Origin of the sequence: Nocardia sp. NPDC024068 (assembly GCF_040638875.1) — a bacterium.
GTDB lineage: Bacteria > Actinomycetota > Actinomycetes > Mycobacteriales > Mycobacteriaceae > Nocardia.
In genome coordinates this window covers 177,796-194,188 of the sequence record NZ_JBEZYU010000001.1, presented here as the reverse complement: position 1 = coordinate 194,188, position 16,393 = coordinate 177,796, and the positions used below count along the sequence as shown (strand labels likewise).

16 protein-coding genes are annotated in these 16,393 nt (G+C 67.1%); 6 read left to right on the top strand and 10 right to left on the bottom strand.

Annotated elements, in window-relative coordinates:
* The 3 genes from AB0F41_RS00980 to AB0F41_RS00970 all read left to right on the top strand — a co-directional run.
* Positions 1-963 (top strand): hypothetical protein (locus AB0F41_RS00980; RefSeq protein WP_357420609.1); only part of this gene is annotated, 963 nt, incomplete at its 5' end.
* Positions 964-972: 9 nt separating this feature from the next.
* Positions 973-1,977 (top strand): TIGR03617 family F420-dependent LLM class oxidoreductase, encoded by a 1,005-nt coding sequence (locus AB0F41_RS00975; protein ID WP_357420608.1) that lies wholly within the window; start codon positions 973-975, stop codon positions 1,975-1,977.
* Complete coding sequence (locus tag AB0F41_RS00970; RefSeq protein ID WP_357420607.1) at positions 1,968-4,346, top strand: PEP/pyruvate-binding domain-containing protein; 2,379 nt, start codon at positions 1,968-1,970, stop codon at positions 4,344-4,346. The genes AB0F41_RS00975 and AB0F41_RS00970 overlap by 10 nt, the downstream gene beginning before the upstream one ends.
* 134 nt (positions 4,347-4,480) lie before the next feature.
* On the opposite strand, the gene AB0F41_RS00965 is transcribed toward AB0F41_RS00970, so the two are convergent.
* Positions 4,481-5,233: an SDR family oxidoreductase gene (locus tag AB0F41_RS00965; RefSeq protein ID WP_357420606.1), complete on the bottom strand. Its 753-nt coding sequence runs from the start codon at positions 5,231-5,233 to the stop codon at positions 4,481-4,483.
* A gap of 64 nt (positions 5,234-5,297) precedes the next feature.
* A complete protein-coding gene (locus AB0F41_RS00960; protein ID WP_357420604.1) occupies positions 5,298-6,500 on the bottom strand; it encodes a cytochrome P450 in 1,203 nt (400 codons plus the stop codon).
* A gap of 201 nt (positions 6,501-6,701) precedes the next feature.
* Here AB0F41_RS00960 and AB0F41_RS00955 point away from each other — a divergent pair, with 201 nt between their 5' ends.
* Together AB0F41_RS00955 and AB0F41_RS00950 are read left to right on the top strand one after the other, a co-directional pair.
* A complete protein-coding gene (locus AB0F41_RS00955; RefSeq protein WP_357420603.1) occupies positions 6,702-7,304 on the top strand; it encodes a TetR family transcriptional regulator in 603 nt (200 codons plus the stop codon).
* 163 nt (positions 7,305-7,467) lie between these two features.
* The gene (locus tag AB0F41_RS00950) at positions 7,468-7,641 is read left to right on the top strand and encodes a hypothetical protein (protein WP_357420602.1); all 174 of its coding nucleotides are present in this window, start codon (positions 7,468-7,470) and stop codon (positions 7,639-7,641) included.
* 107 nt (positions 7,642-7,748) lie between these two features.
* Here AB0F41_RS00950 and AB0F41_RS00945 read toward each other — a convergent pair whose 3' ends face one another.
* The gene (locus tag AB0F41_RS00945; protein WP_357420600.1) at positions 7,749-8,393 is read right to left on the bottom strand and encodes a helix-turn-helix domain-containing protein; all 645 of its coding nucleotides are present in this window, start codon (positions 8,391-8,393) and stop codon (positions 7,749-7,751) included.
* Positions 8,394-8,546: 153 nt separating this feature from the next.
* On the opposite strand from AB0F41_RS00945, the gene AB0F41_RS00940 reads away from it, so the two are divergent.
* Entirely contained in the window at positions 8,547-9,251 is a 705-nt protein-coding gene (locus AB0F41_RS00940; RefSeq protein ID WP_357420599.1) for an SDR family NAD(P)-dependent oxidoreductase, read from the top strand.
* Between the two features lie 362 nt (positions 9,252-9,613).
* Here the strand turns inward: AB0F41_RS00940 and AB0F41_RS00935 are convergent, their stop codons facing one another.
* The 7 genes from AB0F41_RS00935 to AB0F41_RS00905 form a co-directional block, all read right to left on the bottom strand.
* Positions 9,614-10,969: a solute carrier family 23 protein gene (locus AB0F41_RS00935; RefSeq protein WP_357420597.1), complete on the bottom strand. Its 1,356-nt coding sequence runs from the start codon at positions 10,967-10,969 to the stop codon at positions 9,614-9,616.
* Positions 10,970-11,022: 53 nt separating this feature from the next.
* On the bottom strand, positions 11,023-12,516 hold the full coding sequence (locus AB0F41_RS00930) for an FAD-dependent oxidoreductase (RefSeq protein WP_357420596.1): 1,494 nt from the start codon (positions 12,514-12,516) through the stop codon (positions 11,023-11,025).
* Positions 12,513-12,869: a hypothetical protein gene (locus tag AB0F41_RS00925; protein ID WP_357420594.1), complete on the bottom strand. Its 357-nt coding sequence runs from the start codon at positions 12,867-12,869 to the stop codon at positions 12,513-12,515. Before AB0F41_RS00925 ends, AB0F41_RS00930 begins: the two co-directional genes overlap by 4 nt.
* 287 nt (positions 12,870-13,156) lie before the next feature.
* Complete coding sequence (locus tag AB0F41_RS00920; protein ID WP_357420592.1) at positions 13,157-13,891, bottom strand: GntR family transcriptional regulator; 735 nt, start codon at positions 13,889-13,891, stop codon at positions 13,157-13,159.
* Between the two features lie 9 nt (positions 13,892-13,900).
* Positions 13,901-14,623: a hypothetical protein gene (locus AB0F41_RS00915; protein ID WP_357420590.1), complete on the bottom strand. Its 723-nt coding sequence runs from the start codon at positions 14,621-14,623 to the stop codon at positions 13,901-13,903.
* Positions 14,616-15,872 (bottom strand): acyl-CoA dehydrogenase family protein, encoded by a 1,257-nt coding sequence (locus AB0F41_RS00910; RefSeq protein WP_357420588.1) that lies wholly within the window; start codon positions 15,870-15,872, stop codon positions 14,616-14,618. Before AB0F41_RS00910 ends, AB0F41_RS00915 begins: the two co-directional genes overlap by 8 nt.
* Positions 15,869-16,339, bottom strand: coding sequence for a flavin reductase family protein (locus AB0F41_RS00905; RefSeq protein WP_357420587.1), 471 nt, complete (start codon positions 16,337-16,339; stop codon positions 15,869-15,871). Before AB0F41_RS00905 ends, AB0F41_RS00910 begins: the two co-directional genes overlap by 4 nt.
* Positions 16,340-16,393: the final 54 nt, after the last annotated feature.

Sequence of the window (16,393 nt, the reverse complement as noted above, 5' to 3'; positions counted from 1 at the left end):
AACCCGCGCCTCGGCGTCAAGGACGCCTACTTCGTCGTCCGCCGCGGTGACACGCAGACCGCGGTGCACCTGAGCGACGCCATCGATGACGACCGTCTCCACCAGAACGTCAACGGCTACCGTCTCGACGTCGTCGAACCGTTGCAGGAACTGCGCCTCACCTTGGCCGAGACCGAGGGCATCTCCGCGGATCTGACCTGGCGCGGGCTGTTCCCCGCCGCTCTCGAACGGCCGCACGAAATGCTGACCGAGCGACGAGTGACACTGCAGGCCAGCCGGTTCGCCCAGGTCGGCACATGGCAGGGCTGGATCGATGTCGACGGTGACCGGTTGACAGTCGATCACGACACCAGCGTCGCGAGCCGCGACCGATCCTGGGGCATCCGGCCTGTCGGTGAGCCGGAACCGGCCGGCCGGCCGGACGCCGCCTTCCGCGGAATGTGGTGGCTCTACCTGCCACTGGCCTTCGACGACTTCCACCTGTTCCTGATCCTGCAAGAAGACCCCGACGGCCACCGCAGCCTCTACGACTGCACCCGCCGCTGGCGCGACGGCCGCGTCGAACAACTCGACGGAGTACGCGCCACCATCCACTACACACCCGGTACGCGGATCCCTCATGGCGCCCATGTCTCGTTCATGAACCGCGCCGGCGACCGGATCGAACTCGATATCGAATCGAAGCTCTTCGCGCCCATCGCGTTCGGGTCGGGTTACGGCGGCGACTCCTCCTGGGCACACGGCACCTGGAAGGACGGGCCGTTCGCCGAACGCGTCAGCTTCGACCTGACAGACCCCGCGGTGATGGCACGAGCGCCGTTCAGTCTCATCGACCACGTCGGCGCAGCCGTGTGCACCGAAGCCGACGGGCAGGTCCGCGAGGGCGCGGGGTTGTTCGAGCACGGCGTGCTCGGGCCGCACCACCCGTCGGGGTTCTCCGACTGGACCGACGTAGCGGGATAGGCACGACGGATGAAGATCATGACAGCGCTGTACGGCCCCACCGATGCGGTCGAACGCGCGACAGTGCTCCAGGAGGCCGGCGCCTCCGGCGTGTTCACCTTCGAAGGCCCGTTCGACGTGTTCACGCCGCTGGTGCTGGCCTCGGCAGTCAAGGGTCTCGACGTGATGTCCAACGTCGCGATCGCACTCCCGCGTAATCCGATCCAGCTCGCCCACCAGGCCAACGACCTGCAACTGCTCACCGAGGGGCGTTTCATCCTGGGGCTGGGCACGCAGGTTCGCGCGCAGATCGAGAAGCGTTACGGGGCAGAATTCGACCGTCCGGTCGCACGGATGAAGGAAATGGTGGGGGCGCTGCGAGCGATTTTCGCGGCATGGAACGACGGTGCGCGGCTGGACTTCCGCGGTGAGTACTACCGGCACACCCTGATGACGCCGACCTTCGTTCCGGGACCGAACCCGTTCGGTCCGCCGCCGATCTATCTCGGCGCCCTGGGACCCCGGCTGACCAGAGCCACTGCGGAAGTGGCCGACGGGCTGCTGGTGATGCCGTTCGGGACGAAGCGGTTCCTGCACGGCACGACGATGCCGGCCGTCCGCGCGGGGCTGGCAGCGGCCGGACGCAGCGAGGACGACTTCGAAGTGGTGCCCGAGATCATCGTGTCGGTGGCCGGCGGACGAGATGACGACCATGCCTCGACCCGGATGCTGCTGGCGTTCTACGGTTCCACCCCGGCCTACCGCCCGGTGCTCGACGCTCACGGCTGGGGCGAGCTGCAGCCCGAACTCAACGCGATGTCCAAGCAGGGCCGCTGGCGGGAGATGGCGAGCCTGATCGACGACGACATACTGCACACCATCGCCGCCTGCGGTACCCCGGCCGAGGTGGCCGCGCATATCCGGGACCGGGTGGACGGCGTATCGGACCGGATCTGCCTGTATCAGCCGGGTCCCATCGCCGTCGACGCGCTCGCCGAGATCGTGGACGCGCTGGGAGGCTCCGCATGTCACTGACCACGATCGAATTCGAGGACGTCACCGACGACCGCTACGGCGGCAAAGCAGCCGGCCTCGCGCAACTGCGTCGTCTCGGACTTGCTGTGCCGGTGGGGTTCGTCATCGCCGATGCTTCCGGACCGGGCGTCGCCGAGGCGGCGGCGGAGAGGTTCGCCCAGATGACCGCCACCGGGGCGACCCCCGTGGCCGTCAGGTCCTCGGCAGTCGGGGAAGACGGCGACGACCAGTCCTTCGCCGGGCAATACGACACGGTGCTGGGCGTCGAATCCGCCGACGCTTTCACCGCGGCCGTGCGCGCCTGCGCCGCCTCCGTCCATTCCCGGCGAGCCTCGTCCTACAGCGGACAACACAACGCCACCATGCATGTAGTGGTTCAGCAGATGGTGGATGCGCGCGCCGCCGGCGTCGTGTTCACTGCGGACCCGGCGACCGGCCGCCGCGACCTCATGGTGATCGACGCCGTCAACGGACTCGGTGAAGCGCTCGTCGACGGTACGGCGTCCCCCGACCATATAGTCCTGGATTCCCAGGGCACCCCCGCTGTGCACGAGGTGGGCGAGGTGCCGGTCTTGTCACCGGAGGAGATCACGGATATCCGGTCCGCTGCCCAGCGTGCCGCCCGGCACTGGGGCAGGCCGATGGATCTCGAATGGGCGATCGACCGATCCGGGAAACTGTGGTGGCTGCAGGCCCGGCCGATCACCACCCTGCCCGGCGATCTGAACGAGATGGATTCGCCACTCGCGGGTGCCGACCACGTGTACACGCGCTGCAATATCGGCGAGATGATGCCAGGTGCCTTCTGCCCGCTGACCGCATCGGTATCCGGCTATGCCATCGACTACGCGATGCAGATGACACAGGTGGTGGCGCGCGCCCAGGCCGGTTACGAGAAGCCGTGGCTACAGGTCGGATATTTCTACGGCCATATGTTCCTGAACCTGACCGAGGGTACGGCGTTGAGCTCGGGCCTTCTGGGCAATTCGCTGGAGCAGTTCTCGATGTCGATCTGCGGTCGGGTGGTCGACGAGCTGCAGGCGCAACCACCGAAGCCGTTCACCCGCAGGCTCGTCAACACGGTCCGGCTCACCACGCATGCGCTGTCCGCCGGCCCCGCGATCCGCCGCTTGGGCGACCGGATCGCCGAATTCCGGATCCCGGCCGGTGACGACCCGCGGATCGTCCTGCGCCAGTTGGAATCCGGCGTCGAACAGTACTGCGACGTCACGCTGACCCATGTGCGGTCGTCGTCACGCGCCGCGGTTGCCGCCAATATTCTGGAGAGCGTTCTCGTACGTCAGGCGGTCAGGGACGGACGCAGCGAGGAAGACGGCCGAGCCGAGGCGGCCAGGCTCATGGCCGGCGCCGCCGAGGTCGAGAGCGCGCTCATGCTGGAGGAGCTGCAGTCGGTCGTGCGCACCATCGCCGGCGACGAGGCGGCCACCGGGGAGTTCCTGGGGCGGGAGCCGGACCACGCGGTCAGCGAGCTGCGGGTCGCCGACAACGCCGGTGGTGGGGCGTTGCGGCGTTTCCTGAGTCGTCACGGTCACCGTGGATACCGCGAGCTGTGTATGCGTGACCCCTCCTGGGCCGAGGACCCGGAAGGCCTGGGAACGATGATGCAGGTCATGCTGCGCGCAGCGGTCGATCCGGCCGACCGTGGGCCGGTGCACGCACACGTCGAGGCGCCCAGGTCTGTTGCCGTCGGGTTTCTCGCCCGGCTGGCACAGGGCGGCGCGCGGGGGCGCGAGGAGACGAAATCGAAGATGGCTCTGATGGCGCATGCGCTCAAGCTCGGCTACCGGCACCTGGGCGAAGTGCTGGCCGGGTCGGGACGGCTGCCCGACGCCGATCTCGTCTTCTTCTTCGACCGCGGGGAATTGCACCGCGTCGTCGGTACGGAAGACATCACCGGTCTCGTGCAGGGCGCCCGGAAACGTCGAGAAGCGCTGGCATTCCAGGATTCCCTCGAGTTCGACGACGTGTCGGTGGGCCGGCCGGCACCCCTCATCGCCCGGACACAGCACGTAATCACCGACGATCAGATCCCCGGACGGCCCGCCGGCCGGGGAACCGTGGAAGGCGTGGTGCGTGTCGCGAAGTCGATTGTCGAGGCACGTGACGTGCAGCGCGGTGAGATTCTGGTCGCGCCGGTCACCGACGTGGGGTGGACCCCGTACTTCACGGTCATCGCCGCGCTTGTCACCGATATCGGCAGCTCGGTATCCCATGGCGCGGTGGTGGCGCGCGAGTACGGTCTACCGTGCGTCGTCAACACCCTGGTGGCCACCCGGGTGCTCCGGACCGGCGATCGCGTACGTGTGGACGGGGACCGAGGCCTGGTGACCCGCCTCGGCGAGCCCTGATTCTCGCACTCGTCGCGAAAGCCATGACGCCGCGGCAGCGGAAGATGACGTGACCATCGACGCCGACCCGGATCATGTCCTTCTTGTCCACGATGCGCTCCATGCTGAAGTGATCGGTGGAAGCGAAGTTTCGGTCAGCGGACCACCATGCCGCCGTCGACGGCGAGAACCTGGCCGGTGACATAGCTGGTGTCGTCGGACAAGAGGACGGCGATGGTGGCGCCGACCTCGTCGGCCTGCCCGATCCGTCGCAGCGGCAGGTCCGCGGAGGTCTGCGCCGCCGTCTGTTCGTCATCGAACACCGAGCCGAGTCCCTCACCGGCGGTGGCGCCGGGGCATACGCAGTTGACGCGAATACCTTTCGGGCCGTATCGGAGTGCGGTGCGCCGGGTGAGTGCGATGACGCCGCCCTTGCTGGCCGTGTAGGCCATCCCGTAGCCGTGCCCGCGCAGCCCCGCGGTCGAGGCGACGGTCACGATCGACCCGCCCGCCCCGAGCAGCGGCAGCGCCGCCCGTACGACCAGCACGGTGCCGCGCAGGTTGACATCGAGGACACGGTCGTAAACCGCCATATCGAGGTCTTCGAGGTCGAGTCGGTCGGGCGCTTCGAAAATGCCCGCACTGGTGCAGACACCGGCGACCGACGGTAACCGCGTGGCCGATTCCGCCACGGCCGCGGTGACCGAATCCTCGTCGGCGACGTCGCAGCCGATAGCAAAGGCTGTGCCGCGGGATGCGAGATCGACGGCTTCGGCGGTCAGTTTACCGAGGTCGCGGTCCAGCATGGCGACAGCGGCGCCGGACGAGACCAGTTTCCGGCATGCTCCCAGGCCGATACCGCTCGCCGCTCCGGTGACTATGTATCCGCGGCCCGCCAGGTCCTGCATATCGTTTCTCTCCGTCTATCGTTGCGGACGACACCGGCGTCCGCTGGCTGTGCGCGGGTATGGGTCAGGGCAGGACGGCAGGCATGGTGTCCCAGCCGCGGACCGTCGACGTCGTCGACATCCTGGCCGCGGTGAGGTCGACCTCCCATTGCGGGAAGCGTCGCAGCACCTCTTCGAGGGCGATCCGGCCTTCGAGCCGGGCCAAGGCGGCGCCGAGGCAGAAATGCGCTCCGATCCCGAATCCGAGATGGGGCTGTGGCGGGCGATGAATATCGAAAAGGTCGGCGTCGGGCGGGAATCGGCGGTGGTCGTGGTTGGCCGCCCCGATGAGGAGCATCATGACGTTGCCCGCGGGTACCTTCTGGCCATAGTGCTCGACGTCGCGGGTGACATAGCGAGCGGCGTGAGGTGCCGGTGGCTCGAGTCGCAGCAGTTCTTCGATTGCCCGGGGAATCAGCCCGGGGTCTTCGGCGAGTTCGCGGCGTTGGTCGGGGTGCTCGGCGAGGACTTTGCCGGCCCAGCCGATCAGCCGCGTCGTGGTCTCGTTCCCGGCGCCGGCCACCACGTTCACATACATCAGCAGCTCGTCGCGGGTGAGTCGCCGGATGGTTCCTGTTTCGTCTTCGAACTCGACATTGAGCAGTTCGGTCACGATGTCGTCGGAGGGATATTTCTCCCGCCAGTCGATGTATTCGGCGAAGATCCGGCCGTCGTCCAATCCGTCCGAAGCCGCGGTCATGGGGCGGCCGTCTTCGGTGGACACCTGCGCGTTGGAGTGATCCCGGACCGCTTCCTGGATTTCTTCCGGGATGCCCAGGAGCATGCAGATCACCCGCATCGGCATAGGAGCACCCAGGTCGGTGATGAAGTCGAAACCGGCGCCGCCGACCAGGGGATCGAGGCTGCGGGCACAGAATTCCCGCACCATCGGCTCCAACCGGGCGATGGTGCGGGGGGTGAACATCCGCGCCACGAGCCTGCGATGGATGTCATGCCGTGGGGGATCCTCCATCACCAGCAGACCCGGTGGGATCTCGATACCGGCCTTGATCAATTCCAGGACATTACCGCGGCCGGAACTGTAGGTGGTGGTGTCGGCGAGGCAACTGTTGACGTCGGAGTATCGGCTCAATGCGTAGAAGTCGTGCTGTTCGTTGTAGTACAGCGGCTTCTCTTCACGCAGTCGAGCGAACATCGGGTACGGGTCGGCGATGAGACCCGTGTCGTAGGGATCGAAGAAGACGTCGCTGGTAGCGGAGACGGTCATAGCCGTCGCTCCTCTCTGGGAGATACCCCCCAAGAGTATCGATTCACGCCAGGGCGGCCTGGTGGGTTCCCGCGGCGACGCTGCCGGGCGGTCGCCGTAGGAACCGGGCCCGCACTCGAGATACGGACCTGTCATTAACATACGCGCTCGTATGTGAAATTTGCAGCCGTATGCGAGTTCCGACTTTGACAGGATGATGCGATGGTGGAGCGCTGGACCCGGGAACGACGTACCGAGCACACCCGTAACCTGCTCGTCGATGCGGCCCAAGAGGTCTTCGCCGCCAAGGGCTTCGGCGCGGCGAGCCTCGACGACATCGCCGCCACCGCCGGATACACCCGGGGCGCGATCTATGTGCACTTCAAGACGAAGGAAGACCTGTTTCTGGCCGTTCATCAACGGTATTGGCGGCGCTTCTTCGACAACTTCCCCGAGTTGCTGGCCTCGGTCACCGAGATAGGTGAACGTGAACTCGCCGAAATCGCCGGACGATGGCGCCGCCTCGCCGAAAGCGGCGGCGCCCAGCAGGCCGCGCTGGGCTACGAATTCACCCTCTACCTGCTCCGGAACCCCGAAGCCCGCGTCCGTGTGGCGCCGAAACAGCAGCAGGTGAACGACGAGCTCACTGCCTTCATCGTCGAAAGCCTCGGCAAGCTCGGCGCCACACTCGGGATGCCGGCATCCACTTTCGCGCAGCTACTGATCGCCACCAGTGACAGCATCATGCTGGCCGCCGAACTGAACGACACCGACCTGTACCGGCCGATACTCGAGATGTACACGGCAGTTATCACCGTGCCCTGACCAGAACTGGTGAGGCAACTGCTCGACCGCGGCGACAATGTCGCGGCCACCACTCGGCTCTATGCCGGGCCGGCCGGGTCCGGCACCGGCCGGCTGCTCGCACTCACCGTCGACCTGGCCGACGAGGCACCTGTCGCCTTAGGGCACTCAACTCGGCGACCCGGTGCGGGGCGTCCGGGCGATCATCGAACTGGTCGACCGCGGTGCCGGGCCACTGCGCCAGGTGCTCGGCTCCGACGCGCATGCTTTCGCGGCCGCGAAGGTGGAGGCACTGCGTTCGGACCTCGAAGCAGGAATGGATCTGGCCCTGAGCACCGATTTCCCGGAGAGTGACTGAACCTGATGGAGTCCGGGCGATCGCCGGTCGTGAGCCGCAGCACGTTTCGCGTAGTGCTCGATCAGGATCTCGGGGTTCGGTGGACAGGTGCGATTGTGCCGTCCGCATCAGGATGATGTTGTGGCCCCGAATGTCCTGTTGCTCAACCTTTCCAACGCCTTGTGGACCTGCTGTGGTGTCAACTCACTCGCCGGCATGGTGTGGCGCGCGGCCTCGACGCGCAGGCCGTCCAAGAGGAAGGCGATTTGGCGGCGCCAGGCGGTCGCGGCGGTGGCGCGGGACAGCATTGCGTTGGCGGCGAAGGCGAAAACCAGGTCCACGTTGGTGAAGTCGGGTCGTAGAGCGCCGGCCTCGTGGGCCCGCTCGACGATCTGTTGCGCGGCGTCCATGGTCCGGCCGCAGGCGGTCATGAGACGTTCCGCGCCCGGATAACGGCCGCCGACCAGATCGGCGACGGCGGGATCGGTGGCCTGGAGTTCGCAGACCTTGCCGACGTAGTACGCGAACCCCTCCCAGGCGTCCCCGAAGGACAATGCCTGCTGGGCGGCCTCGTCCAGGAGGCTCGCCGCACGGTCGGTCACCACCTCGTCGATGAGGGCCTCGCGCGTGCCGAAAAGGTTGTAGAGCGTGCCGTGGCTCACCCCTGCCCGCCGGGCGATCTCCTTGAGCGGCACCTGCAGGCCCCGCTCTTGGAAGAGCTCGGCGGCAGCGGTTCGCAGCTTCTCCGCGTTTCGTTGCGCGTCGGCTCGCATCTCCCGATCTCCTCTCCTGATCCGCGTCCGGCGGTCTCTGCACTGTTCACTGTGCCGTACGTGACAGAACTTGACCCCGGGGTCAATCTACATGTTACGGTCGGACTCTAAGTTGACCCTAGGGTCAAAATATCGCGAGTGAGGGGCCGCTGCATGTCCAAAGTGATCGCCGTCTTCGGGGCCGGTACCGGTCTCGGGCTCTCGGTCGCCCGCCGTTTCGGCCGGGAAGGTTTCCGTGTCGCCTTGGTGGCACGCCGCCGACAGCGCCTGGATGCCTTGGTCGAGGACCTGACAGGGGAGGGCATCGAAGCCGCCGGCTTCGCCGCCGACCTGTCCCGGCCCACCGAGGTGCCGGCGCTGATCGCGGGTATCCGTGACCGCTTCGGCCGCATCGATGTGATCGAGTACGGGCCGTTCGGCACCGAGCAGAGCTTCACCCCGGCCACCCGCACCGATGCCACCCTCTTGGAAGAGGGTCTCCCGATGTTCTTGCTGACGCCCGTGGAGGTGGTCCGCGCAGTCCTGCCGGAGTGGACCGAGCGGGGCGACGGCGCCTTCCTGCTGACGACCGGCATTACCGCAGTCCACCCCATGCCCGGGCTCAGCGGCCTGGCGCCCCTCGGAGCCGCTGCCCGCAACTACCTCTACTCACTCCACGGCGAGCTGGCCGACGCGAACATCTACGCCGGAACCCTCTCCGTCGGAGCAACCATCGCCCGCAGCGAGTTGAGCGCACTCGTCGCCCGGACCGAAACGACCACAGAGTTTCCGGTCGTCGACCCCGACGACCTCGCCGAGCAGTACTGGGACATGTACACCGAACGCGACCGGATCGAGCAGCTCCACCCTCGGCCCTGAAGGGGGTGTCGCTCGACGCACGGCACCCGATCACAACCCCATCGGAGTCACTTGACCGACCTGCCGTCCGAAACGCCTTCGCGCGTTGGACCACTGGGGCAGGAGCCGGTCGCGTCGAGCTACTACCCAGCGCTCTGGACGCTGACGTGGAGCGGGTTCCCCGGGGCCGATGTGCTCCGCGCCGCCTTCGTGGACAGTGAAGATTCGCAACCGCCGCGGCCGTTGAGAGAGGAGGGACCAGCGATCCGATCGGTGTGCCCGCTCTTCGCTGCAGCCGAGCAGATCACGCCGGCTCCCACTCCTTTTCGGCCGTCAGATGCGTTCCTTGGTGTCCTGCACGTTGGGGATGACCTCCCTTCCCGTCAGTGTGTCGGCTCGAGCAGGGGTCCGTCGGCCTGTTGTTCGGGGGATGCGCTGTCCAGGTCCGGATCGGTCCGCCGCCGGCGGGAGACGGCCCGCATCACGTGGTAGACGATGATCGTCGCGAACGCTCCGACCCCGATGGCGCCGAGGGAGAAGTCGCCCACGGTGAGGCTGAAATCGCCGATTCCGAGGATGAGACCGATGCCGGCGGTGAGCAGGTTCGTCGATGCCGAGAAGTTGACGCGGTTCTGGACCCAGATCCGGGCTCCGAGAACGCCGATCATGCCGTAGAGGACCACTCCCGCGCCACCGAGCACACCCGGCGGGATGGACGCGGTGAGCGCACCGAACTTCGGGCACAGCGCCAGCAGGACGGCGAAAGCCGCTGCTACCCAGTAGGCGGCGGTGCTGTAGATGCGGCTGGATGCCATGACGCCGATGTTCTCGGCGTAGGTGGTGGTCGCGGTGCCGCCGCCGGCGCCGGCCAGCGTGGTGGACAGGCCGTCTGCGATCAGCGCCCGCCCCATGTACTTGTCGAGGTCGGTTCCCGTCATTACCGAGACAGTCTTGATATGACCGACATTCTCCGCGACCAGAACCAGCACGATCGGCAGGAACAGCCCCCACACCTCCGCGGTGAGCGTGGGTGTGTGGAAGTCCGGGAGCCCGAACCACTCCGCGTGCCGCACATTCGAGAAGTCCACGCCACCGCGGGCAAGGGCGAATAGGTAGCCGGCTGCGACACCGAGCACTATCGCCAGCCGTCCGACGAGGCCACGGAACAGCACCGTGACGAGCACGATGGTCACCAGCGTGACGACCGCGTCCCAGGGTGCCGCCGTGAACTGGTTCTTGGCGGTGGTCGCCAGATTGAATCCGATGACGGCCACGATCGTTCCGGTCACCACCGGCGGCATGACTTCGCGGATCCAGCCCGCGCCCACGAAGTGGACGATCGCGCCGATTATCGCGAGCGCGATACCGGTGATCAGGATGCCGCCCAGCGCGATCGCCAAGGAACCGGCGTCGAGGGTGGACTGTCCCTGCGGTAGCGGAGCCACCGCGGCGACGGGTGCGATGAACGCGAAACTGCTGCCGAGGTAGCTCGGTACCCGATTGGCGGTGAGGACCAGGAACAGCATCGTGCCGATACCGGAGAACAACAGGGCGGTCGACGCGGGAAAGCCGATTATGACGGGCACGATGAAAACGCCACCGAACATTGCGATGACGTGCTGCATCCCGATTCCGAGTGTGATGGGCATCGATAGCCGCTCATCGGGAGCGACGACGCCGCCGGGTTCGATATTTCCGGTGCCGTGGACATTCCATGCGAATATGTTTTTGACAGACATGGCCGACCATTTCTCTATCAGGGGTAGTGGTCAACAGGTGAGGGAGCTGTCGCTCAGGCTGCTGTTTCCGTGACGGTGACCACGCGGGAGTCGGATTCTTCGAGTGGAGTACGGGGGCCGACGACCACGCCCGCCGATGTGTCGTAGCTCAGGAATTCTTCGAGGAATTCGCCTGCCCGTTCGGCGACAATTTCTCGGGTGAGCCCTGACACCAGACGGTCTGTTCCGCCGGCGAGCCCGGATACCTGATGGCTCAGCACGCCCGAGCTCAATCGCGCACCGCGATTGAAGAGGTGAATCCGTCCCAGTGCAGCCGCATGTTCGCCGGATTTCGAGGTGAATGCGTAGTTGTCGGTGAGGTATGGATACGACGAAAGCGAACGGAATTCGGTGCCTGCCGGCGGCGTATACCGGTCCCCCCACAATGCGATGTCGCCGGCCAACCGGGCCAGCTCCGGTCGCTGCCGGAGATCCACGGCGACGCCCGTGGCGGCGATGATGAAATCGTAACGGCATGTCCCGTCGGGTGTGGTTGCGACGATCTGGTCGCCGTCGACCTGGGTCGACAGCCAGGGCGAGCCGTAACGCAGGGCGAAGGCGGGGAAATCGAAGCATCGCCACACTGCCGCCTGAGTGGCGGGTTGGTCGATGCGGGACAGGCGCTCGTTGAAGAGCCACTTCTGTTCGTCGGTGAACGCCGGATAGTGCTCGAGGATCGGGGGGATCTCCATCCAGCGGTACGGGTTCACTCCGGGCATCTCGGTTCGCCGCATGTGCACGGTCACACTCGCCGCGCCGTGGTCCAAAGCCGTTGCGGCATTGTCGAATGCGCCGGTGCCGGCGCCGAGGATCCCGACCCGCCGCCCCCGCAGGGCCGCGAAATCGATGTCGTCGTGGGTGTGTGACCACAGCCCGGGCGGAAGCTGTCCGATCACCTCGGGGACCTGTCGCCCCCCGGCTCCCTCCAAACCCGTCGCCAGGACCACCCGGCCGACGCGAACGACCTCTGTGGTCCGGGCGCCGGTGATGGTCACTGCTAGGGCGCGGCCGTCATCGGCGCCGACGATCGATGTCACTGCGGTGCCGAACCTGACGTCGATGGCCAGCACACGGCGATACCACTCGAGGAACGCGAACCAATCGGCGGTAGGGAAGTACTCGATATGTTCCCATGCAACGGCTCCGTACCGCGCCTCGAACCACGCCCGCGGTGAGGCGGCAGGCACGTCCCAGGTCGGCCACCGGGCATCCTTGGGGCTGCGCAGGGTGTGCATGCGCGCGAAAGTCGCCCAGGGTCCGGCTCGGCCCGGCTCGGTCTGCTCCACCACCACCACATCGCCGATGCCTTTGCGGCGCAGCCCGAACGCCGCAGCCAGCCCTGCCTGGCCGGCCCCGACGATCAACACCGGAACGACACCGTCGCCGCTGGTCCGCGCCCACGGCCGGGTCGGGTGTTCGGTGATCTCGATCTGGTGCCGGACCTGGCCCTCCAGTGTCCGCAGGCGCTGATCGGCATCGGCGAGTGGAGACAACTGCCCGGCCGTCATCGCCGTGCCTCGATTGCGCACCGGGGGCCCGATTCGTCGCCGGGCCGGTAGGCGTGGTGATCGGTGATATCGGCGTCCGAAAGTGCTATCGCCGGAAACCATTCCATTACGTGCGCCGGTATGGGGGATCGCGTGGTGTTCCGGTGCCCGGCCGTGCGAGTGGATTCGGTGGCTTTGTTCCGGAACCGCAGGACGTGCAGCCGCAGAATGCCTTCACTGATATCCACTGTGGCGTCTTCGATATTGAACGGGGTGCCGTCCACCGATGGGTTCAGGGCGAACCCGTGCCGCACGAATTCGTTGCGGATAAACGGTTCGGCCGGCAACTGATGCGTGAAAAATATTGCGCTCATGGGATCCCTTCTGATCGCAGTCGAGCCTATTGAAGCGACCCGCGAATAATTCGAACTTAGCCCGGTATGAACACCTCCGCGAGAGCTTGTCAAACAAGTTCATGCTGCATTTACATTCGGTGGTAGAAAGCACCTTTCGAGGCGCTTTCTCGTTACACCCCGTTGACGTGACGCATCGGAATCGGCCATAAATCCGCGGCGCATCGAGGTGAATCGCTCGGCGTGGTGGGCGATTTCACCGCCCGCGCCCCAAGGATCGGTTGCCGACCGAGGTCGGAAGTGCTGTCCTAACGGTTCGTGTTTCGAACCGGTCGCACCATGGCGAAGTCGACGGGACCGTCGAGTTGAAGCTCACGCGCCCAGTAGGTGGTGGCGCCGCGGGAGTCGAGACCGTGCAGGGTCAAGCAGACCGCCGGCGTCACTTCGTTCAGCCCGAGCATCCACTGCTCTGTGGCATCGAGCAATACTGGCTTGACCCAGACCGTTTCCCACACGGCCTTGCCCGTGCCGATCCGAGCCGCTAGTTCGAATACCGGGACCGCGGTGTCGACCGAGACGCTCGGCTCCACCGAGCCGCGGAAAGGGATGCTGTCCGAGGCGAGTGCGACCGGCACGTCGTCCGCCAGCCAGGCCTTGACAGTGCGCAGGGTCGGGGTCCCCGCGGCGACGCGGAACTGCTCGGACTCCTCCGCGGTGACCGGGGAGAGCTCCTGACGGACCACCCGCATGGCCGGGGTCATGCCGGCCCGGGCTATCACGTCGCTGTGGTCCACCTGCTCGTCGATGCGTGCCTTGACGTGGAGCAACTCCTGGTTGACCGCGGTTCCGGTGCCCTGGGAACGGTAGATGTATCCGCGTTCCTCCAGCCGGATCAGCGCCTCACGGACCACCGGACGACTCCTGCCGGTCGCCGAGGCGATATCCGGCTCGCTCGGCAGTTGGACACCCTGCCGGGCGGCGTCCTGCCATATCGCGGCAATGGCGTCAGCGACCAGGCTTTCCGTCGATGGCGTATTCGACATGCGAGGTTCCTAGGGGTGGGTGAGCTCGGATGTGGCCACGGCAAGGCGCAGGGCCATGGCATGAACCAGACGGTTTATCGTAAACACAGGGGCGTCTGTCCATTCGCCCACTTCCCTCGGGGTGCGCAGGTTGGTGCCCACCTGTAGCACCGCGGTCGCGCCCTCGGTGGCTACCTGCCGCACGGCGTCTTTCAGCCGGGCACTGGTCACCCGGGCGATGTCGAAGCTGCGTGGGGGCTCCACGGAGGCGACCCCGGCCACCGGCACCCCGCACTCCTCGACGAAGGCCGCCACCCGGCGGTTCGCCTCCGGCCGGTACGGCGTGACCACGCCGAGCCGGGTCTGCGGTGGCAGCGTCGCCAGGGCTTCCCGCACCGCGTCCGCCGCGGTGGCGACCGGGCAGCCCGCTGCGTCTTCACACCGCCGCCGGAGTCGCTCGGCACCGGCCCGACCCTCCCAGAATGCCGGAATCGAGATGCCCAACGCGATGGCGTCCGGGCGGGTCCGGGAAACCGCGCGCAGGGCGCCGTCCAGGTCGCCGACCGCGTCCACGACCACCTGCGCCTGCTCCTCGTCGGTGAGCAGTGTGGTGTCCGGCATCCGTATCCGCGAAACGTAGTGGCGCACATGGGGCGGCCGGAGGTCGGCGTACTCGTCTTCGACGGTGGTGTTGAACGAGGGCACCACGACGCCGAGGGCGACCGTCCGGGGCTGGATGGAGTTGTCAGACAAGGCGCCGGCTCCCTTCGTCCTGCAGGCCGAGGACGAACTCGCCGTGGCTCTCGAAGCCGGCCTCTCCCAGACCACCGTGGGCAGCGAGCGTATTGAGGTCGCGCAGCTGGCGACCGACCGGGTGGCTGTCCAGGATCGCGCCGGCACCGAGGTGCCGGAAGACCCGGGTGACGATCTCCAGCGCGGTCTTCGTGGCGAACGAGCTGGCCACCTGCAGCCGGTCGGTATCGGCCAGTTCGATCGGCTCACCAGCGGTGAGTCTGGCGCCGACCTGGGTCAAGGTGGCGCGCACCAGACTGTCGGCCGCTGCCCACTGGGTGTCGAGCTCGCCCAGTTCGCGCTGGAACCAGCTGGCTTCGGCGAGGCTGGGCACCGGTGCGCTGTTGATCCGGGCGCCGCGACGGATACGCGGTGCCGCGTCGATGATGAAGTCCAGGGCTCGACGGGCGGCCCCGAGCGGGTGACCGGCGTTGGCCAGGAGAACGTAGGGGGTGGGCCCCAGCCGGGCCATCATCGTGTTCTGCCGGGGGTAGGACGCGGGGGCGAACCGGTCGTAGACGAACCGCGCTGCGATCTCGACCCCCTCGGCCCTGACGCTGCTGCTACCGGTGCCGCGCATGCCGAGCACGTCCCAGTCGTCGATCAGTTCCAGCTCCTGCTTCGGCACCAGGGCGCACCGGCGTTCGCCCGTGTCGTCGCCCTCGACGGTGAAGGTCACCGCCACATAATCCGCTTGCCGCAGTCCGGTGAGGAAGTTCCATCGGCCGCTCACCCGGAAGCCGGTGGTGGTCCGGGTCGCGGTACCCGGGGCCAGGGAGAGGACCCGCAGTGGAATCCGTTCGCGGAACAGGGCTCCCGCCTCCTCGGGTGACAGCACCGTGGCCAGCTCGCCTGCACCCTGGAGCAGGATCGCCGTGACCCAGGCGGTGGAGGTGTCGATCGCCGAGATCCGGGAAATGATCTCGTAGACCGTCAGCGGGTCGACCGGGTTGCCGCCGAGATCTTCGGGAACCATCAGGCCCAGCACGCCGGCCCGGCGCAGCGCGTCGGCGCTCCGATCCGACAGGCTTCGTTCGGCATCCGAGGTCTCCGCACCCGCGGCCAGCTCGTCGGTGATGGCGCCGAGGTTGGCCAGCAGCATCCGCCGCCGTTCGGTCGGCTCGGTGGCTGCGCGGAGCTGTGCGGAGTCGTACGGGACGGGTACTGTCTCGCCGGCGGCGGTGGTGCGGGGATGCAGGGTGGCGGTCATCGGGTGCCTTCTCGGGTCGACGGGCGGGTGACTGGAACATGGGTGCCGAAGGTGCGGTCGCGGTAGGTGAGCGTGGCGCCGGGCCGGTGCTCGACCGCCTGGACGGCTGCCAGCACGATCCGGTGGTCACCGGCGGGGATGGCCTGGGCCACCCGGCAACTGATCCAGGTCGGAGCCGCGGTCAACCTGGGCAGGCCTGCCTGCATCGTCCACGCGATCCCGGCGAACCGGTCTCTTCCCCGGGCGGCGAACTGGGCGCCGATCGGGGCAGCATCCGCGCCGAGCACGCTGATCCCCAGCCTGCCGGTGGCCAGCGCCGCGGCGAGGGTGCGCGACCCGTTGTGCAGGGACACCGACACCAACTGCGGGTCAAGCGAGACCGAGACGAACGAGCCGACTGTCATGCCGAGGGGATGGGTCTGTTCGGCGGCGGTCACCACCGCCACGGGCTGGGTAATCGATGCCATCGCATCCTTGAAAACGCTGTCGGGGACCCCAGGATCGTCTCGTTGGGCCAGGCG